Origin of the sequence: Azorhizobium sp. AG788 (genome assembly GCF_004364705.1) — a bacterium.
Lineage (GTDB): Bacteria > Pseudomonadota > Alphaproteobacteria > Rhizobiales > Xanthobacteraceae > Azorhizobium > Azorhizobium caulinodans.
Window position 1 is genome coordinate 410,963 of record NZ_SOBM01000001.1, and the last position, 20,172, is coordinate 431,134.

At 65.0% G+C, this 20,172-nt stretch carries 11 protein-coding genes; 8 read left to right on the top strand and 3 right to left on the bottom strand.

The features are described 5' to 3' along the window. Nucleotides 1-146 precede the first annotated feature (146 nt). The 6 genes from DFO45_RS01900 (at nucleotide 147) to DFO45_RS01925 (ending at nucleotide 9,060) form a co-directional block, all read left to right on the top strand. On the top strand, nucleotides 147-872 hold the full coding sequence (locus tag DFO45_RS01900) for a response regulator (RefSeq protein ID WP_280960270.1): 726 nt from the start codon (nucleotides 147-149) through the stop codon (nucleotides 870-872). Continuing rightward, complete coding sequence (locus tag DFO45_RS01905) at nucleotides 869-2,182, top strand: ATP-binding protein (protein ID WP_133863540.1); 1,314 nt, start codon at nucleotides 869-871, stop codon at nucleotides 2,180-2,182. Before DFO45_RS01900 ends, DFO45_RS01905 begins: the two co-directional genes overlap by 4 nt. A gap of 88 nt (nucleotides 2,183-2,270) precedes the next feature. After that, nucleotides 2,271-3,926: an HlyD family efflux transporter periplasmic adaptor subunit gene (locus DFO45_RS01910; RefSeq protein ID WP_133863541.1), complete on the top strand. Its 1,656-nt coding sequence runs from the start codon at nucleotides 2,271-2,273 to the stop codon at nucleotides 3,924-3,926. An 8-nt stretch (nucleotides 3,927-3,934) separates the two neighbouring features. Further along, nucleotides 3,935-7,066 carry an efflux RND transporter permease subunit gene (locus DFO45_RS01915; RefSeq protein WP_133863542.1) on the top strand — a complete coding sequence of 1,044 codons (3,132 nt, stop codon included), beginning with the start codon at nucleotides 3,935-3,937 and terminating at the stop codon, nucleotides 7,064-7,066. Nucleotides 7,067-7,078: 12 nt separating this feature from the next. Continuing rightward, nucleotides 7,079-7,453 carry a hypothetical protein gene (locus tag DFO45_RS01920; protein WP_133863543.1) on the top strand — a complete coding sequence of 125 codons (375 nt, stop codon included), beginning with the start codon at nucleotides 7,079-7,081 and terminating at the stop codon, nucleotides 7,451-7,453. A 53-nt stretch (nucleotides 7,454-7,506) separates the two neighbouring features. Beyond that, nucleotides 7,507-9,060, top strand: coding sequence for a multicopper oxidase domain-containing protein (locus DFO45_RS01925; protein ID WP_133863544.1), 1,554 nt, complete (start codon nucleotides 7,507-7,509; stop codon nucleotides 9,058-9,060). Between the two features lie 519 nt (nucleotides 9,061-9,579). Here the strand turns inward: DFO45_RS01925 and DFO45_RS01930 are convergent. Together DFO45_RS01930 and DFO45_RS01935 are read right to left on the bottom strand one after the other, a co-directional pair. After that, on the bottom strand, nucleotides 9,580-9,777 hold the full coding sequence (locus tag DFO45_RS01930) for an HNH endonuclease (RefSeq protein ID WP_208299725.1): 198 nt from the start codon (nucleotides 9,775-9,777) through the stop codon (nucleotides 9,580-9,582). A gap of 89 nt (nucleotides 9,778-9,866) precedes the next feature. Then, a complete protein-coding gene (locus tag DFO45_RS01935; protein WP_133863545.1) occupies nucleotides 9,867-11,201 on the bottom strand; it encodes a DUF5677 domain-containing protein in 1,335 nt (444 codons plus the stop codon). 233 nt (nucleotides 11,202-11,434) lie between these two features. On the opposite strand from DFO45_RS01935, the gene DFO45_RS01940 reads away from it, so the two are divergent. After that, nucleotides 11,435-13,786, top strand: coding sequence for a DUF4238 domain-containing protein (locus tag DFO45_RS01940; protein WP_208299726.1), 2,352 nt, complete (start codon nucleotides 11,435-11,437; stop codon nucleotides 13,784-13,786). An 82-nt stretch (nucleotides 13,787-13,868) separates the two neighbouring features. Next, nucleotides 13,869-18,548, top strand: a complete 4,680-nt coding sequence (locus DFO45_RS01945) for a hypothetical protein (protein WP_133863547.1) — start codon at nucleotides 13,869-13,871, stop codon at nucleotides 18,546-18,548. Between the two features lie 456 nt (nucleotides 18,549-19,004). Here DFO45_RS01945 and DFO45_RS01950 read toward each other — a convergent pair whose 3' ends face one another. Further along, nucleotides 19,005-20,126 carry a Fic family protein gene (locus DFO45_RS01950; RefSeq protein ID WP_133863548.1) on the bottom strand — a complete coding sequence of 374 codons (1,122 nt, stop codon included), beginning with the start codon at nucleotides 20,124-20,126 and terminating at the stop codon, nucleotides 19,005-19,007. Between the last annotated feature and the right edge of the window lie 46 nt (nucleotides 20,127-20,172).

Genomic DNA, 20,172 nt, shown 5'->3' on the forward strand with positions numbered 1-20,172 from the left:
CCTCAGAGTTAAAACGGCCCGAAGCTGTTTGAACATGGAGGGGTTCATCGCGCACATCGGATCGCTCAGGGATTCAATGTGATGGCATCCGGCTTTAGGCTAGAAAGAACCCTGCCGAGCGCCGCGGTGTGGAGTGGTGCAGAGGAGTGCGTGACACGGTGTCCCCCGAAGGCCACATCCTCATCGTTGACGACGATGCCGAAATCCGGCGTCTCGCCGGCAAGTTCCTGCGCGAGCACGGGCACAAGGTCACGGCCGCGCAAGGCGCCCGCGAAATGCGGGAGACAATGGCTGCCGGCACGGTGGACCTCGTCATTCTCGACATCATGCTGCCGGGGGTGAGTGGGCTCGATCTGTGCCGGGACATCCGCCGCACCTCCAATGTGCCCATCATCATGCTGACCGCCCGCGGCAGCGATGTGGACCGGATCGTCGGCCTGGAGCTGGGTGCCGACGATTACCTGGCCAAGCCCTTCAACCCGCGCGAGCTGCTCGCCCGCATTCATGCTGTGCTGCGGCGGACCCGGCTGTCCGACCCCGCCGCTGCCAGCGGCGGCACCCGCCTGACGTTTTCCGGGTGGACGCTCGACACCCGGCGGCGGGAGCTCACCAACCCGGAAGGCGCCATCGTCGATCTTTCCACCGGCGAATATGATCTGCTGCTGACCTTCCTGGAGCATCCCCAGCGCGTGCTCACGCGCGACCATCTGATGGACGCCGCGAAGAACCGCATCGCCACCGGCTTCGACCGGGCGATCGATATCCAGGTGAGCCGGCTGCGCAGGAAGCTCGATTCGAGCGGCGGGCCGGAGATGGTGAAGACAGTGCGTGGGACCGGCTATTTCTTCGTCCCGGAGGTGGCGCGCTCATGATCCGCGCCATCGACAGCCTCGCTCTGCGGACCGCAGTCGTGGCCGTGCTCGGAATCGTCGTGGTCCATGTGCTGAGCCTGTGGACCTACGAACATGCCATGGAGCGCGAGCGCCATGCGGCACATGCCGTCCGCCTCGCCGACCAGATCGTGGCGCTGCGCCGGTCACTCGCCGCCGCACCTGCGGAGCGTCGGGAGGAGGTGGCCCATGCCCTGTCGGGGGGCGCCATCGATGCCCATTGGGGCCGCGAGGCCATGGCCGCGACGGGGCCCCACGCCGACGAGTCCGCCCAGCGCCTCGCCGCCGAGGTTCGCGCGCTCGCACCGGACCTTGCCGCAGCGGACATTCTGGTTGGCGCCGGGCCCGATCCGCACCTCAGCCTCGTGGCCGTGCGCCTGCCCGACGGGAGCTGGCTGAATGTGCGCATGTTTGCCTCCGTGCCGCAGACCGCCGGGGGGCACGGCTCCCTGCTCTCCACCACGCTGATGGCGGCGGGGGTGCTGCTCCTGTCCCTCGCCATCGCCGCATGGCTCACGCGGCCTTTGCGGGCCATGGCGCGCACCGTCGCGGCCCTGCCGCCGGATGCGGCGCGCATTCACCTGCCCGAGACGGGGCCGAAGGAGGTGCGGGAACTGGCCCATGCCTTCAACGGCATGCAGGCGCGCATCGCTGGGTTGGTCGAGCGGCGCACCCAGGCCCTCGCGGCGGTCTCCCACGACCTGCGCACGCCCATGACGCGCCTGCGCTTCCGCCTCGAGGATGTGAGCGACCCGGCGCTGCGCGACGCCATCGCCGGGGATGTCGCGGAGATGGAGCAGATGGTCGAGGCCACGCTCTCCTACCTGCGCGGCGAGGCGAGCGAGGAGCCGGTGCGGCCGCTCGATCTCGTGGCTTTGGTGGAAACCATCGTGGACGACGCGCGGGACCGGGGCCTGCGGGCCGATCTTTCGGCGCCGCCGCGCCTCGTCGTCGCGGGACGGCTCGTCAGCCTGAAGCGAATGGTGGGCAATCTGGTGGACAACGCGCTCGCCTATGGCGGCTCCGCGCATGTGTCCATCATGGACGAGGAAGCGGATGCCGTCCTGACGGTGCGGGACGAGGGACCGGGGATTCCAGTGGACCAATTCGCCGCCGTGCTAGAGCCCTTCGTGCGGCTTGAGGCGTCGCGCAGCCGCGCTACTGGAGGCGTCGGGCTCGGCCTCACTATCGCCAGCGCGGTTGCCGAGGCCCACGGCGGCGCGCTGACCCTCGCCAACGCCCCCGGCGGCGGCCTCGTCGCCACGGTGCGCCTGACCAAGGATCCGGGCTGAAACAAACTGATACAGAAGCGATACGCGGCGTGACGCGCCGCACGCTATCGCTCTCCCGTACCGGAATCACCAGCGGACGGGTTGAGGCATGGGTCGCCATTTCTTGCGGAAAGCCGTCTTCGGCCTATGCTGGCTTCTCGCCGGCGCGGCGCTGTCCGGTCCCGCTGCGACCCACGAAGGCCACGACCACGGCGCGCCCCCGCCGCCCCCGGTGACGACGCTCGCCCCCCGCGCTGAGGCGGCCTCGGCCGATTTCGAGCTGGTGGCGGTGCTGCGCGACGGTACCCTTACCATCCACCTCGACAGCTTCGCCGACAACGCCCCGATGGAAGGCGCCGCCATCGAGGTGGACACGCCCGAGGGCTCGCAGGCCGCGAAGCCCGCCGGGCCGGGCACCTATGTGCTGCCGGTTCCCTTCGCCGCCAAGCCGGGCGCGCACGACCTCGCCTTCACCGTCACCGCCGGCGACACGGTGGACGTTCTCGCCGCCACCTTGACCATACCAGCCGCTCCAACATCGTCCGAGACGCAAGCGCCGGCGGTGCTGGCGCAGCTCGGCGGGCTGCGAGCGGACCTCCTCGCGGGCATTCTGGCGGGCCTCCTCGTCGGCTTCCTCGCCGGGGCGCTGGTCATGTCCCGGCGTCGGGCGGGCGCGCTCCTCATCCTCGGATCGCTCGGCGTCGCTCTGGCCGGTGCCCCGCAGGGGGCATGGGCGGCGGACACGCAGCCGCCCGCTCGGCAGCCCCCCGCCCGCGATGCCGCCCAGCGCCTTCCTGACGGCTCGGTGATCGTGCCCAAGCCGACCCAGCGCATCCTTGGCGTGCGCACCCTCGTGACTGCTGCCGGCACCTTTGCCGGCATGGTCGAGCTACCCGGCCGCGTGGTGCCGGACGCCAATGCGAGCGGCCTCGTCCAAACCGCGGTGGGTGGACGCCTTGCGCCGCCAGAGGGCGGCTTCAAGCCGCTCGGAACCAAGGTCGCGGCGGGCGAAATCCTCGCCTACGTGCATCCGCCCATCGGTGCCTCCGACCTCAAGGACCTGGAGCAGCAGGGCTACGAGCTGGACCAGCAGATCGCCATCATGAAACGGCGCTACGAGCGGCTCTCGGCCATTCCCAACGCCGTCACCCGCCGCGAGGTGGAGGAAGCGGAGATCGAGCTGAAGGGGCTCCAGACCCGCCGCGCCAGGCTGGAACGGGTGCAGCGCGAGCCGGAGGCCCTGCGCGCGCCGGTGTCCGGCGTCATCGCCGCCGCCGACGCGGTCGCGGGGCAGATGGCCGATCCCAACTCGGTGGTGTTCCGCATCGTCGATCCCGGCCGGCTGTGGGTGGAGGCGCTCGGCTTCTTGCCGGATGCTGGACGCTCCGGTGCCACAGGACGCCTGCCCGACGGGCGAACCGTGGCGCTCACCTTCTTGGGCGCGGGGATATCAGACCGGGCCCAGGCGCTTCCCGTCCTGTTTTCCGTCCCCGCGGACACCGGGGAGCTGCGCCCCGGCCAGTTCCTGACGGTCTTCGCGGAGGCCGGCGCACCGCGCACTGGCATCGCCATCCCCCGGTCAGCGGTGGTGCGCGGGGCGAACGGCCAGCCCATCGTCTATGAGCACGTCAGCGCCGAGCGCTTCATGCCTCGCGAGGTGAAAACGGAGCCGCTTGATGCGTCCCGAGTGTTGGTGCTGGCGGGCCTCGCCCCCGGACGCCGCATCGTGACCGATGGCGCCGAACTCATCGACCAGATCCGCTGAGGCCGGTGATGTTCACGGTCCTCGTCACCCAATCGCTGCGCAACCGCCTGCTGGTGCTGGCGCTGGCACTCGTGCTGGTGGTCTATGGCGCCTATGCGGTCACGCGGCTGCCGGTGGACGTGCTGCCGGACCTCAACCGGCCCACCGTCACCATCATGACCGAGGCGGAAGGCCTCGCCCCGGCGGAGGTGGAGCAACTCGTCACCTTCCCGCTGGAAACGGCCATGAACGGCCTGCCGGGCCTCGTGCGCCTACGCTCGGTGTCCGGTGTCGGTCTCTCCGTGGTCTATGTGGAATTCGACTTCGGCACCGACATCTTCCGCAACCGCCAGCAGATCGCGGAGCGCCTCGCTCTGGTGCGTGACCGGCTGCCGGCGAATGTCTCCCCGCAGATGGGTCCCATCAGCTCCATCATGGGCCAGATCCTGATGTTCGCCGTCACCAGCGACACCGCATCGCCCATGGCGGTGCGGGAGGCGGCGGACTTCGTCATCCGCCCGCGCCTCCTCGCCATCCCCGGCATTGCGCAGGTCATTCCCATGGGCGGGGAGGTGCGGCAGTTCCGCGTCTCGCCGGACGTTTCTGCCATGCGCGCCTACGGCATCACGCTCGACGCGCTGGAAAAGGCGCTCTCCCAGTTCGGGACCAATTCCGGCGGCGGCTTCGCCGACCAGGGCGGCCGGGAATTCCTCATCCGCAACATCGCCCGAACCCTCAGCCTCGATGACCTGAAGACTCTCGTCCTGCCGCGCCCCGCCGGCGGCAATGTCTTCCTCCACCAGATCGCGCAGGTGGATTTCGCCGCTCGCCTGAAGCGCGGCGATGCCGGCTATATGGGGCGGCCTGCCGTGATCCTCTCCTTGGAGAAACAGCCGGAGGCAGACACCCTTGCCCTCACCGGCGCGGTGGAAGAGGCGGTGGCCGACCTCAACCGCACGCTGCCCGACGGCATCCGCATCTCCCCGCCCGTGTTCCGTCAGGCGGACTTCATCGCCGCCTCCATCGGCAATGTGGAGAAGGTGCTGCTGGAAGCCATGGCGGTGGTGGCGGTGGTGCTGTTCCTGTTCCTTCTCAACTGGCGCACAACAGTCATCTCGCTCACCGCCATCCCGGTGTCGATCCTGGCCACCGCCATCGTGTTCCACGCCTTCGGCCTCTCCATCAACACCATGACGCTGGGTGGCCTCGCCATCGCCATCGGCGAATTGGTGGATGACGCGGTGGTGGATGTGGAGAACATCTTCCGCCGACTGCGCGAGAATGCCGCCGCAGCCGTGCCCCGTCCCGTGTTCGATGTGGTGGTGGCGGCGAGCCGGGAGGTGCGCTCCGGCATCGTCTACGCTACCCTCATCATCGTATTGGTGTTCGTGCCACTGTTCGCCCTGCCGGGCATTGAGGGGCGGCTGTTCGCCCCGCTGGGGCAGGCCTATATCGTCTCGATCCTCGCGAGCCTTCTGACCTCCATCACGCTCACGCCGGTGCTCGCCTTCTATCTGCTGCCGGCCCTCAGCCGCCATGCGGAAAGGGACGGCGCGCTGGTGCGGATGCTGAAGGGTGGCTACGCCGCGTTGCTCTCCACCGCCTTCCGCCACCCGCGCCTGGTGATGGCGGGAACCGCCCTCCTGTTCGTCGCCGCGCTCGCCGCCGCCACGGGCCTGCCGCGCGCCTTCCTGCCGCCTTTCAACGAGGGCTCGCTCACCATTTCCATGTCGTTCCGCCCCGGCCTATCGCTGGCCGAGAGCGACCGCATGGGGCTTGTCGCCGAGACGCTGATCCTGGACGTGCCTGAGGTAAAGGCGGTGGGTCGGCGCACCGGCCGGGCGGAGCTGGACGAACATGCGGAGGGCGTGCACGCCTCCGAGATCGAGGTGGACCTGCAGCCCTCCGACCGCAGCCGGGCCGAGATCACGGCGGATATCCGCGACCGCCTCGCCGTCCTGCCGGCGTCTTTCAATCTGGGTCAGCCCATCTCCCACCGGCTGGACCACATGCTCTCCGGCGTGCGGGCCGAGATCGCCCTGAAGCTGTTCGGCGACGACCTCGACACCTTGCGCGCCACGGCGGAAAGCCTGCGCCAGCGCCTCGGCGCCATTCCCGGCCTCGTCGACCTGCAGGTGGAGCGGCAGGTGCGGGTGCCGGAGGTGACGGTGCGCGTGGATTACGGCCGCGCCGCCCTCCATGGCCTCCAGCCCGCACAGTTGACGGACGCGCTGGCGCGACTCTCCAACGGGCGCGTGGTCTCGACCCTCGTAGATGGCAACCGGCGCTTCGAGCTGGTGGTGCGCCTGCCCGAGGCAACGCGCAGCGCCGAGGGGCTGAGCCGCCTCCTTATCGAGACGCCATCCGGCTGGGTGCCCCTCTCCCAGGTGGCGGACGTGAAGGAGACGGACGGGCCGAACCAGATCCTGCGCGAGGGCGGGCGGCGGCGCATCGTCGTGCTCGCCAACACCTCAGGCGGGCGCGACACGGCGGCCATCATCGCCGACATGCGCCGCGTGATCGCCGCGACGGATTTGCCCTCCGGCATGTCCACGAGCCTCGAAGGCACCTTCGCGGCGCAGGAGGAATCCATGCGCACCATCGGCGCACTCGGCGCGGTGTCGCTGCTCCTGGTCTTCGCCATCCTCTACAGCCGCTACCGCTCGGCACTGTTCGCGCTGGTCATCATGGGCAGCGTGCCGCTGGCCCTCATCGGCGCGGTGGTGGCCCTGTGGCTGGCCGGGCAGCCGCTCTCGGTGGCGAGCATGATCGGCTTCGTGACGTTGACCGGCATCGCCGCGCGTAACGGCATCCTGAAGATCAGCCACACCATCAATCTCGCCATCACCGAAGGCCTGCCGTTCGGTCCCGCGCTGGTGGCGCGAGGGAGCCTTGAGCGGCTGACCCCGGTACTGATGACGGCCGCCTCCGCCGGCATCGCCCTGCTGCCGCTCATGAGCGGCGCCGAGATGCCGGGCAAGGAGATCCTGCACCCGGTGGCCGTCACCATCTTCGGCGGCCTCGTCAGCGTCACGCTGCTCGATGCCGTGCTCACCCCCGTCCTCGTCCTCGCCTACGGCCGCCGCCCGCTGGAGCGGCTCGTGGCGGCGGTGGGCGAGGACGGCCCCAACCCGGCCGCCGCCCGCGCGGATGCCTTTTGATCGGAGCCCGCCATGATCTTCCGCCCCCTTGCGTCGGCCCTCATCGCTCTTCCCCTTCTCGCGACGCCGCTCCTCGCGCACGAGCCCGGCACCGGCGCCAACGGCGGCGTGCGTGTGGACGCCGGGCATTTTCATGCGGAACTGGTGGTCGACGGGACGCCTGCCGTCTCGCTCTATCTCAGCGACGGCTCCGACAAGCCGGTTCCGGCCGACGGCTTCAAGGCCAATGCCATCCTGGTGGTGGACGGCAAGGCCCAACGCTTCCCTCTGACGCCCGCCGGCGGCAGCCGGCTTGCCGGGACCGCCCCGGTCGCCGTGCCCAAGGGCGTGAAGGGCGCCGTCCAGCTCACCGCGCCGGACGGCACAACGACCCAGGCGAAATACTGAACTCAATCCCTGCCTCGCCTCGTCTGCCCGGCGACGCACCCAGGAGGCCGACCATGACCCAACCTAAGCACCTGTCCTCCGTGTCCCGCCGCACCGTCCTCGCGGGTGGCGCCGCCGCCGGCGCGCTTGCCCTCTCCGGCGGGTGGAGCCGCGTCCTCGCCGCCCCGCTCATCACCGTGGAGAGCCTCACAATCGACGTGAACGGCAAGGCGGCCAAGGTCTTCGCCGTCAAGGGCCCGGCGGGCGAAGGCATCTTCGCGCAGGAGGGCGATCGCCTCGCAGGCGCGGTGCTCAATGCCTCGCAGGCGCCGGCGGTGATGCACTGGCACGGCCAGATCTTCGCGCCAGCGGATCAGGACCGCGCCCGCCCCGACGGCGGCGAACTCGCGCCCGGCGGGACGGACCAGGTGGACTTCCTGCTCACGCCCGGCACCCATTGGATGCATTCCCACACGCTGAGCGAACAGCAGTTGCTCGCCGCGCCCCTCGTCACCCGCGAGGCGGATGCCGGGGACGCGCAGGACGTGGTGGTGATGCTGCACGATTTCTCCTTCCGCAGCCCGGAGGAGATTCTCGCCGGCCTCGGTGGCGCGAACGCCCATGGCGACCACGGGGCTCACGGAGCGACCCAGCCCACTCAGGCTGCGGTGGGGATGGCGATGCCGGGAATGGGTCATGCCGGCCACGGCATGGGCGCGATGGGCGGCATGGGCGGCGGAATGATGGGGGCGGGCCAGAACGCGGGCCACATGGGTCACGGCATGGGTGCGGGCATGGGCGCGGGAATGAGCGGCGGCATGATGGCCCACGCCAACGACGTCGATTATGACGCCTTCCTCGCCAACCGCCGCACCCTCGCTGATCCCGAGGTGGTGAAGGTGGAGAAGGGCGGAAAAGTGCGGCTGCGCATCATCAACGGCGGCACCGCCACGGCCTTTTTCATCAGCATGCCCGGTCTGAAGCCGCGATGCGTCGCGGTGGACGGCTCACCCTGCGTTCCGCTGCAGGCGGATACTTTTCCGTTGGCCCAGGGACAGCGCATCGACCTTCTGGTGGATATTCCGGCGAGCGGAGGAGCCTTCCCGGTGCTGGCGCAGGTAGAGGCCTCGGCCCGGCGCACCGGCCTCATCCTGGCCACGGCTGGAGCGTCCGTCTCACGCATCGCCGAGACTGCCGACCGTCCGCAGGGCCTGCTCGACCTCGCGTTCGAAGGGCGCCTTTCCGCCCGGAAGCCGATTGCGCAGCGTAGGGCGGACAAGGTCTTCCCCATCATGCTCGGCGAGGAGGCGGGCTATCGCTGGACCATCAACGGCCACACCTATGGACAGGCAAGCCCCTTCGCCGTCAGTCCCGGCGAGCGGGTGGAGATGACCTTCATGAACCCCACCACCATGAGCCATCCCATGCACCTGCACGGCCACCATTTCCAGGTGGTGGGCATCGGCGGGCGACGGATCGCAGGCGCGGTGCGCGACACGGTGATGGTGCCGCCGCACATGCCCGTCACCATCGCCTTTGACGCCGGGCCGAAGGGCGAATGGTTCCTGCACTGCCACCACCTCTACCACATGGCCACGGGCATGATGGCGGTGGTGAAGATAGCTTGATCCCGCAGAGGAGAGACCGTCATGTACTACGATCAAATGATGGGCGGCGGCATGTGGGGGATGTGGCTCTTCGGCCTCCTCATCCTGGCGCTCGTCGTGCTCGGCATTGCGGCGCTCATGAAATATCTCCGGCGCTGAGGCGGAATACACTGGCAGTCTGACCGTCCACGGATAGGCCTGATCGTGCCTACGGCGCGGCCAAAGATTTTGCGGGTCGGACAGTCAAACAGCCTCGGGCCGTGCTCTGGTCACGACGGTCAATTCCGCCCTGGCTCGGGCCGGTGCACCGCTACGAGGAGCAGGACGCGTAGAAACGGGGCGCAACGGGGTGAGGCGAAGACGTTACAGATTCTGCCGGAGATGGAGTGCGGGCGACTGCTTATAGCCGGCAGGACAATGTCGCAGATTGACCCAAAGCGACCCCTCAACGGCCCTTTCAGAGACGTCCGCTTTGCGCCCCCATTGTGGCCATTCCGGTAGCTCGGGTGGGAGCCCAAAAGCCGTCGTTCGTTTTAAACGTCAGATCCTCTTGACCAGCGCGTCGTCGAACGCTGCGAACCGCGCGTTGCAGGCGTCGCATTCGTCGAGCGACGTCACCGATTTATTGCCGAACGCCTCGGGCAGCGTATGCGCGATGTCGCGAAACGCACGGGGGTCGGTCTCGCCACAGAACTGGCAACGCCCCTTCGTGCCCAACGTGACGCCCGGCTCGCCCAAGCTACCCTGGACAATGGCGACAATCGCATAGTCAGGGCAGTCGAGCGTCGCATCAGGGGGGCGCGGATAGGACCATCCTCCATCTTCATCTATGTCGTGGCAGCGGCGCCGGATCGATCGTGGCGCGGCGACCGCGATCTCGGTTTTTGGCGCGAGCGGTTCGCTCGGCGAGCGACCGCGGCCTCGCGAATCGCCTTCTCGTCTTTGGCGATCGCCCGCTCGGACTGCGCCAGCGCACGCGGGATGCGGTCATGCAGCTTGTGGAGCGCCATCAATTGCGCGATTTTGTCCAGTGTCCACGACGTCGGCAGCAATAGCATCGTGATGTGCATGAGACTCAAGGCTAGATTCTGGCCGGGCTCGACAAACCCTACATTGCTGGCGCCTGCGATCATGGCATAGTGGCAGTCGAGCGAACCAAGTCGATAGGCGATGCCCTTGGCGCTCGCATGCACATTATGGCTCGCCATCTTGTAGTGCGATCGCATCATCGCCCGGCCGGCGGCATCCTCGATATTGCTGAAAGTGGGTCTCGAGTTGCCCAGATGCGCCGCGACCCAACCATAGTCGCCGCCGAAATCTTTGCCATAACGGCTGATCGCATCGGCATAGTCGCGCTCGATCCGGGCGGCCGCGCGTTTCGAGAACGGCGCGTAGCCGAGCTTCGGATGGCATTGCTGATATTGCCCGAGCCCCTTTTTCGCCTCGACGATCTCGTGGGCGAGGTAGCGTTCGGCCAGGGCTTCGCCGCCATCGCTCAGCACCATCGCGACGCAGGCGACCTCGTGCAGCGTGCGCCATCGCGCCATGGCGCCGTCGGCATAGCCATTCTCCATCAGCACCATGATCTCGGACGAGATCTGGATGGCGCGGACATGAAGGTGGGAAAGCGCTTTGTTGAGATGGGCGCGCCGGCGCGATCGCGAGCGACTGGCCCGACGATGAAAATCGGTGCCGATGTCGCGCGACAGCTCGATCAGCATGCGAAGCGCGTCGAAGCCTTTTCCCCAGCGCGCCTGAAGGTTGAACCGAAACTGATCCATCTGGATGTCCGTCGCCTCGCGCCAAGCCGCCCAGTCGCGTTCGTATTGGCGCAACATCGTGACCGCGGCGGCCTGAGCCGCGCCGTGGATCAACTCAGGTATCGTTTCACTGATCTTGTCGACATATTCCTGCGCGCGGGCGGTGTCAGCGTCGGTAAATTCGAGCACGATCTCCTCGTCGGTCCCGAATTCAAGGACATCCCTGTCGTCACCATCCTCTTCGTCAGACCCGACACCAAGTAGTTGGTCGACGATCTGCTCGATAAGCTTTTCATTCTCGGCATGCCCGGCTGTCTTGAGCTTGTCGCGTACAAGCTCCGTCGCGATGATCCGCGGCATGGTCGCCAGTCGCTCTTCAAGCACGGCTTGCAACGAACCCATCAACCCGATTCCCGCTGTCTCAAGTGGAGTGGAAAAATAGCGGAACGAAAGGGAAACGACAACGGCGCAGCGATGCACGCGCCATCGTCGATCATCCGTCAGAAACAGCGGCGCGACGTTGTCCGCGTAGCGCCCGGACTATATGATCGCGATCGCAAATGCCGATCACGAGAGACAATCACTTCGTTCCGCAATGGCATCAAAGGGGCTTCCTCGAGCCCGGTCGCTCGACCTTGGCCTATCTCGACCTGGCGCCGCCCACCAAGCTTCTCGCCGACGGGCGCGTCATCCACGAGCGATCGCTGTTCGATGCGCCGACGAAGCGCTGCTTCTTCCGGACCGACCTATACTCGACCTTCTTCCTGACCGAGGTGAATGACGAGATCGAACGGAAGCTGTTCGGTGATATCGACACGCGAGGATCACAGGCGGTCAGGGCATTCGCGGAAACTGACATCGCCGCTTGGCACGAGCATTTCGGTACATTCTTCGAATACATCGACATCCAGAAGCTGCGGACACCGAAGGGCTTGGCGTGGTTGCGGGCACAATATCCTGCGCTTCACCAGAATGAGCTGATGATGGAGATGCAGGGCATCCGCTTGCTCCACACCACGATCTGGACCGAGTGCGTGCGGGAGATCGTCTCCGCCGAGGATGCCGGCGTGAAGTTTCTCCTGACCGACCATCCGGTGACGATCTACAATCACGCCCTACCGCCCGAAGCGCCGCAGTGCGCCTTTCCCAATGATCCGGGGATCGCACTGAAAGCATCGCAGACGCTGTTCCCGATGAGCCGTGACCACTGTCTCATCCTGACCAACCTCGAATATGCCGAAAATCCGTCGGTGCCACCGCTGGAGAAGCGAATCTTCGCGCGCAACTTCCGCCAGTCTATGGTGCGCACGGACAAGATGATACGCGCGCGGCGGCTCACCGACATCGAGGTGGCACGCATCAACTATGTGCTCAAAGCGCGGGCTCAGCGCCATATCGCCGCAGGCAAGCGCGAATGGCTCTATCCCGAACAGCACGCGAGCGGATCATGGGCCGACCTTGCCGCAACTCTGCTCCCGCCGCGTGACGAGCTTTGGCATTACGGCGGCGAAACCTATGTGGGGTTCGAGGACGGCAGCGTCCGCTACCAAGATGCCTACGGCCGGAGCGAGAAGGAGCGGGAAGCTTTAAAGAAGGTCCCACCGGCGCAGGAACTGTCTCCGGGCGCGCCCTGCGGCTGCGGGTCGGGACGTCCCTACCGCATCTGTTGCACGACAAGGCCACCTGCGCTGCGGCCAAGCTGGACAGAGCGTAGCATTCGCGAGCGCAATGTGGTCCTTAATCGCGGCATTCTGTCGATCCTGGGTCTCGACGCGGGCAAGGACTGGACTGCGGTCAGGCGCGAGTTGACCGAAGATCAGATCAAAGAGGTCTATTTTCTCTACGAGGCGCTCTGGCCGCTCGAGACCGACCTGCTCTCGCTACTGCCCAAACCCGACGGGCGTCCACGCGCGGTTTACACCGGATCGCTCCATCCACAGTCCATCGTTGAATTCGCGTTGGGCGCGTCGCTCTATTTCGGCGAGCTGATCGTCGAAACGCCGTTCGTTCATGCCGGCACCATGGCTGAGAAGTATCGGCCAACCAAGCATCCGCGCCGCTATCATCTCGAATTTCTGAAGGCCGTGGCCTTCTTCCTCAACGTCTTTCCGCTTGTGGATGCCGGACTGATCAACCTCATCCCGGACCCATGGACCTTCAACTACCATCTCCGCCGGGAGACCATGGCAATGGCGCAGGAGCGCGCCGCTGGAATCGACATCAGCCTGCGCGGAGAACACCGGCTGGAAGAATTGATGCGTGCCGACCTCATGCGCGACACACTGATGTGGCCCCGGGACGCGCAGGAGACTCGGCTGCGGGAGAATTTTCCTGATCTCGATGCGACCGGCATCGCTGAAATATGGTCCGAGTTGGAGCGGCTGAAGGAGGACGACCCGCTGACGGCGCTGCAGGATGGCATCTTCGACGGCGGCAAGGACGGCGGCCAGATGCGCCTGATGCAGATGAAGCCGAATTTCGAAATCGCCATGTATCTGGCGCAGGCGACCGGGGCCTCCATCGTGACCGACAGCGCGTTCCGCTGGCGGGAGATTCTCCGCGCGGCGCGACCGAAGGCGGGAGCGCCGCCGGCTCGTCTCAGGCAGCTCGCCGGAAATCTGGCCGACGCCGCCTTTCTATTTCCCCACAACCCGGATCGCATCATCCAGTTGGCGCGGGAGGGCATATTGTCGGGCTATCCCACGCTGTTCGGCGAGATGTTCCGGTATCTCGCCGCTGTGGAAGATCGCGGTCCCCGGCCGAACTTCGAGGCGGGGCTCGCTTCCCGGTTCGCCGGCACGCACACAGCTGCCCAGAAGGTGCTTCTTAAGCGAGGAGACGTCGGAAATGACGGCCGAATTTCTTGCGTTTTTGCGCCGACGGGCATCCAGGACAACACGATTAATCGCCTGTTGCTTATGTCGAGTTCTGAGCACCACCTGCCGATGGTGCCGATGGCCTTCTACATTCAGCGCGTGAGTGCTTAGTGTTGATCGCCTGCTCCCCGTTCAAACTGGAGAGCCAGTGCGGGCGCATGAATGATCGGGCAAGCGAGAGAGATACGCCGGAATGCCGCTGACCGCCGTGGAGCAGCCCTATCAGGTGAGATTGAAGTCCGCACTGCAGGCGGAAACGAGCGCGCGCAAGCTTGAAGACCTCGCAGCCGCGCTTTTGGGACGGCTACTGGGCATTTCGATAGCCGTGGCGAAGTCCGGATTTCAACATGGAGGTGATGCGGGGAGTGCCGGGCAGCAGGGGCGCCGGCTCCGGTTGGAGTGCAAGAAATACAGCGACGATACCCGGCTGAGCGACCGGGAGCTGCTTGGCGAAATCGATCATGCGCTGGCGCGGGACGACGCGCTGGAGGCGTGGATATTGATCGCGACCCGCAGCGTGCCGGAACAACTCGCGCAAGATCTCGTCCAGAAAGGCGAACGGCTCGGTGTCCCCGTCCTCATCATCGACTGGAAGGATCACGAGCTGGCGCCACTCGCCGCGCTGTGCGCGTCGGATCCAGATCGCGTCGAGGCCGAATACTCGAAGGCGGCAGCGGATGCGGCGCGTGCGCTACAACCCGCGGCGGGAGACGCGATAGGTGCGCTGCGTCGAAATTTACAGGTCTGGTGCCTCGGCTTCGAGAGCTTGCGATCGCAATCGCATCGCAAACTTGAGGAGATCTGGACGTCACAGCGAACATCAAATGCGGCATTGGGCCAGGATGCGGCAGGAGGAGCACAACCGAAGAAAGTACGGCGGCAGGCCGTCCATAGCGCGCTGGATGCTTGGTGGCGCGGCGCGGCGCGCAATGATGCTCCCGTCGCCATCATCGGTTGGGACGGTGTCGGCAAAACCTGGGCTGCACTCGGCTGGCTGACAGCAAGCATGGCCGAGCAGCCGATCGTGCTGATAGTTCCATCTTCCGCGCTTGCCGGTTTGACTGGGGTCTCGGAAGCAGCCCTCAAGCGGTTCTTGTCTGAGCGCATCTGTGATCTGACCGGCATTCGTGATCCCAAGCACTGGTTTTGTCGGCTCGATTATCTGCTCAGGCGGCCCAAGGAAGAGGGGCCGGTTCTCACGATCCTGCTCGATGGTCTGAATCAGGAACCTTCGATCCCCTGGCTGCAGCTCCTCAAGGTCATGCAAAGCTCGACCTTCGAGGGGCGGGTGCGCGTCATGGTGAGCACCCGCCAATATCACTTCAACGATAGGCTCTCCGGTCTTCGTGGGCTCGTCGTTCCCGCAGTGACAGCCATTGTCGATGTCTATGATGCCTCTGCCGGCGGCGAGCTTGAACAAATGCTCGCCTTCGAAGGCCTCACGCAGGCCGATCTGCATCCCGACCTTGTGGAGCTTGCACGCACGCCGCGCCTGTTCAAACTCGTGATCCGCTTTCGCGATCGTCTGGTGGAGGCAGGGCAGGTCACAATACATCGCCTGCTTTGGGAATATGGCCGGGATAGTTTCGGCGAGCGCGCCGGTAAATCCTTCAGCGAAGACGAATGGCGGGCATGGCTCGCTGAAATCGCTAATCGCTATCGAAGCGGAATTCAGGAGTTCTCGCTCAAGAGCCTTGGCGAAACAACCAGCCGGCCCGACCTCTCCGAGCGTGAGGTCTATGCACGTCTCAGCGACATCATCGACGGGCGGTTCGCGTTATCCGAACCAGCGGGGCGCGTGCAGCTGAGCCCAACCGTGGTTGCGCACGCGCTTGGGGCAGGATTATTGGCGCATCTCGATGCCATCAGCGACGCGACGTTTGCCGAGCTTGAGTCAAAAGTCGCACAGTGGCTGGACCCGATTTCCGGTCTCGATCAGCGCGCAGAGATTCTTCGCGCGGCCGTGTCGATCCTTGTTGAACGGGGAGCGCCATCGGCAACGCCTGTTGGAGGCGTGCTGGTCACGGCATGGTTGCAGACCCAGAATGTCACCGACAGCCATCGGCTGGAGCTCGCCAGTCTAGCGCCCTCTATCCCCGATGCGCTGCTCGATGCCGTCGAGCAGTCGAGCGCGTATGCGCAAAACTCCGCCCGGCTTTGGGCCGTCAATGCCCTGCGCGCCATCCCGCGCCTCGAAGGCCCGACATTATCGACAATCGTGGCACGGGTTCGTTCCTGGTTCTCGACCGTGTCTCGCGAGGTTGACAGCAGGCCGGATGCGAACGCGGAGTTCGAAAGCCGGCGCGCGGAGCGTTACATCCGGCGGATCGGAGTCGACACGTCCGGGCCATTCACCGTGCTCGGCGTACCGCTCCAGTTGGTGGATCACGACGATGGTCGATTGCAGGCGGCAGCGCCTTCAATACTTGACGGTTTCCCGCTCGCCGCGACGTTACCTTGCTTTGAGGCAATCGCGGTTTGCCATGCCGTTCGCGGGCACGCAGATGCCTGGCGAGGCTTGAAATGGCTATGCTATCTGAATGAGGTTGATCCTGAACCGACCGCCTCGGGACTGCGATCATTGTCCGCGGAGATAGGTGCGCGGATCGCAGAGCCCGGAATTCATCCGGAACTTCCGGCGCGCGCAGCGGCGCTACTCCTTTGGTTGAGCGGGCACGAAGTAGATGAGGCGAGGGCCACAGCCATCGATCCCGGCATCGATCGGCACGTTTCCTATGAAATGGACTGTCTCGCGAATCCAAGCCGCAGCATCTTCGCGCTCGAACGCCGTCACGCCACGATGTCTCTTATAGACCAGGAGCGAGACCTGCACCGTCGCCTGCAGCGAACCAGCGAATTGTGGCTTGATCCGACCTTTGAGCCGCCACCGGAGTTCGTTGAGGAACTGCGCGCCGCGGCGGCCAATTTCGATATCACGACGCTTCATCGGCAGATGGGGTATACGCTCCAAGAATACCAGTTTGAGGAGATTGAGCCGGCGCTCGCTCGGTGCGCACCTGACGCTCTGGCCGAGCTGCACCGTCGCAAATTCGAAAGCCTGGCGTCATGCCCATCTGAATCGCGTTATTGGAGCGCTATTCATGCAACCGACGCCTTCATTCTGACCGGCGCGGCAGAAGCATCGTCGGCGCAAACTCTGCGCGTTAGCGCGCATGATCCGGACAAGGATCGGGAAGCGTTTGCCGCAAACCAGTTGCTCAAGATCGAGTTGCAGTCTTTAGCCAACCCTCGAAGTCAGCTGGAGACCTTGATTGCCGCTGATCTGACATTCATCTCCGCCGATCTTGCAGCAGTCATGCGACCGCCGTCGAAAGAGGACGTTGACGCTCTCATCGATCGCCACAGCGGCGGGACCGTGAAGCAGAGACGTGACCTCGTCGTTCTTCTGTCGGTCCATCCGATTGATTTTAACGAGAGCGCCTGGTCATGGCTCTTGGATCTGGTTGGCCAAGACGATCATGATCTACACGGCGTTCTGTTCCGCATGCTGACATTGAACGACGCAGCGCGTTTCGGGCAGATGCTCGCCGCGCAGGCCTGGGAGTGGAAGCCATCGGCCCACATGTGGGTCAATCATTACGGCAGCGAAGCGCTCATCCGATCTGAAACGGCTTTGCCGTTCGATCAGCTGGCGCCGCGACTGGCGCCTTGGCTATTGCTCAAAGCGGCGCGTGTTCGCGGCGAGGACCCAAGCGAGGTGCGCCTTGCTGCCGAACTCCTTGGCCAAATCCTGGCTGGCGAAAAAATCATTGAACCGGACCCTGGGTCGGCCCTCACAGTGGACCGCGCAGAAAAGCGGTTCACGCCCTTCGTGATTTCCTTCCGGCCAAAGCCCAGTGCTGAAGAGCGGAGCGATTCCGTGGCCTCGTTGCGCGGAGCGCTCGATGCGGATGCGAGGGCGAAAGCCCAGGAACGTGCAATCGAGACAGCAATGGCTCGTATTGAGGAAGCGCGCCGCTCCGGAGCAAGCCTCTATCTAACGAATATTGATGCCCCTGATATGATGTCGGTGGTCCGCCATGCCCCGGACATACTGGATCGTTGGCTTGAGGGATCGGAGGAGATCACTGCCGATTTTAAACGGCGGGTTCGTCTCGCCGAGACCGCCTTCCTTGCGCTATGTGAAGCTCTGCTCAATCACGACGCTGCGCGAGGCGCCGCACTATGGCGATCTCTTCGAGTAGCGGTGTCGACACGCTACATTGGCGCGGCCGGCATCGACGAACTGCTGCATATGGTGTTTCGCGTTCCTGATTCAGAACCTCTGCTTCTGCTGCGTCAGGAACTCATCAGCCTACCGCTCTGTCACACAGATCGGCATCTGTTCGATGTGGTAACAGCCGCTTTGTGTAACGGCCAAGCAACATGGGTCTTGGCCGTGGCTGCAGAAGACAGCGCCTCACCGTTGATATGGCGGCAAAGACGCGGTGTCCTGTTGCACGGGCTCAGCGCCACAGATGCGCTTCCGATCGTCGAGGCATGGCCCGATGGCCAAATCCCCTCAGACACCGCCGACCTTCGGCGAAAGTCCGCTCGCCTGCGCTGGCGTGAAGCCTGTGCGCGTCACTGGTGGCGAGCCTATCTGGCCGCTCAGGACCCAGCGACGGCTTATGCGGCGTGGGTTTTGTTTATGCGATCTGCGGATGCAAGGGCCTCGGCCTGGATGAACGACGACATGGATACGCAGAATGACCGAGACGATTTCTCGGAGCTCAAGCGCGCGCACGTGCAGCTGAATTGGCAAAATCTGAAACGCGCGATGGAAAAGCGCCTTGAGAAGCGAGACAAGAAGTTCCTTGATCATGACATCGTTGAGGGAGTTGGCCCATGGCGTAAGGTCAGCGGCTCTTGATCTGCTCCCTTCTTCTGCACGAATTCGACTCCCGTTACGTAACCCAGCGCGACGTAGCAGGTGTCCAGTTATGGCCTACGAAGATGTTGGCGTGAACCGGCCCTAGATTCCTGGGCGCCTTCTTCCCTAGATTTTGGGTAATGCCTATCTAAGCCCTTTAGGAGCCGCCAGTGTCACAGTGCGTTTTTGGAGGGCAGCGACTGAGTGCTAAGGCACCTAACTTGTGGCGCTGATCGCACACTTCTTTCCCCGGGAGGAGACCTGGCTAACGTACGCAAAGGGGGCGCATGCAGAACGGCGGCTATCTGCATAGCGGCAGCCAAAACCGGCCAGTCCGCTCCCGGCCCCAAACCGGCCATTCATCGTCCCCGCAGCTAACGTCGGCTTCTGGCGCATCCTGCAGATTTGAGGATGCCTCGCCGAGGGCCCCGAACAGCTGCCCCGCGTTCCGCAAGCTCATGACTTTACAGCATGTCCCTGCAGGTTCAGATGGTAGCGCGTGTATCGGCGTTCTCCGGTTCGCGTCAGGGCGCCTTGTTCCACCAGATCGTGTAGGTCGCGTGTGGCGGTGGGGCGTGAGGTGCCGGTGATGGCGAGGTAGTTCTCCGCGCTCAGGCCTCCCGTGAAGCCGCCGGGGCCCTCGCGGAACAGGCGGGCGATCACCTTCTCCTGCCGTTCGTTCATCTTGTGGCGGAAGCGATCATAAAAATGCGCCTTGGCGATGTGGAAGGCGACGCGGCCGAGCGTGGTCTGCTGGGCCGCGATGATTGTTTCGGCGAAATAGACCAGCCAGTCCGTGATATCGAGCGTCCGCTGATGGATCTCGAGCTGGTCGTAATAGGCCTTGCGATGCTGCTCGATGGTATGGGCGAGCGCGATCAGGGTCGGTTGCCCGATGTTCTGGGCGAGGGATTTTTCCGCGAGGGTTCGGCCGATGCGGCCATTGCCATCCTCGAAGGGATGGATGCTCTCGAAATAAAGATGTCCGATCCCGGCCCGGGTGAGTGCCGGCAGGGGCGTTCCACCGTCTGGGGCCGAGCCATTAAACCAGGTGAGATATGCGGCCATCTCGTCCGGAACCCGAGAGGATGGAGGCGCCTCGAAATGCACGGTGGGCCGGTCCTGGCGTCCGGACACGATCTGCATCGCGTCTTCATGGCGACGGTAGCCGCCGATGGTCTCCAGATGCCGGCTGTCCGCCATCAGCATGCGGTGCCAGCGGAACAGCGTGTCAGCGTCGAGGGGATCCGCCCAGCTCCGATAGAGATCGACCATCATCTCCGCGATGCCACGCTCTTTCGGCTTCACGTTGCGATTGTCGGTGTGGAGGCCGAGCTGACGGCGCAGGGAGGATTGCACGCTGAGGCGATCCAGTGTCTCCCCTTCAATCGCGCTGGTCTTGACGGCCTCGTCACTGAGAAGTTCGATCCGCAGCAGGTCCCGCTCGTCATCGCTCACATGCCGGACCGCACCGATCACCTCGCCGGTGAGCAGCAGGAACCGCCGCTCCAGCGGTTCGAGGGCAACCGGATCATACGCAAAATGCGGCCAGCCGTGCTGCGTCCAGTTCCACGCCATGAGCGATAGACTCCCCTTCTATAGCTCATATAATAGCAGATGCGTG

Coding starts and splice junctions, on each gene's coding strand:
- DFO45_RS01925 (WP_133863544.1), top strand. CDS start 7,507: ATGACCCAACCTAAGCACCTGTCCTCCGTGTCCCGCCGCACCGTCCTC.
- DFO45_RS01950 (WP_133863548.1), bottom strand. CDS start 20,126: ATGGCGTGGAACTGGACGCAGCACGGCTGGCCGCATTTTGCGTATGAT.
- DFO45_RS01945 (WP_133863547.1), top strand. CDS start 13,869: ATGCCGCTGACCGCCGTGGAGCAGCCCTATCAGGTGAGATTGAAGTCC.
- DFO45_RS01935 (WP_133863545.1), bottom strand. CDS start 11,201: ATGGGTTCGTTGCAAGCCGTGCTTGAAGAGCGACTGGCGACCATGCCG.
- DFO45_RS01910 (WP_133863541.1), top strand. CDS start 2,271: ATGGGTCGCCATTTCTTGCGGAAAGCCGTCTTCGGCCTATGCTGGCTT.
- DFO45_RS01905 (WP_133863540.1), top strand. CDS start 869: ATGATCCGCGCCATCGACAGCCTCGCTCTGCGGACCGCAGTCGTGGCC.
- DFO45_RS01920 (WP_133863543.1), top strand. CDS start 7,079: ATGATCTTCCGCCCCCTTGCGTCGGCCCTCATCGCTCTTCCCCTTCTC.
- DFO45_RS01915 (WP_133863542.1), top strand. CDS start 3,935: ATGTTCACGGTCCTCGTCACCCAATCGCTGCGCAACCGCCTGCTGGTG.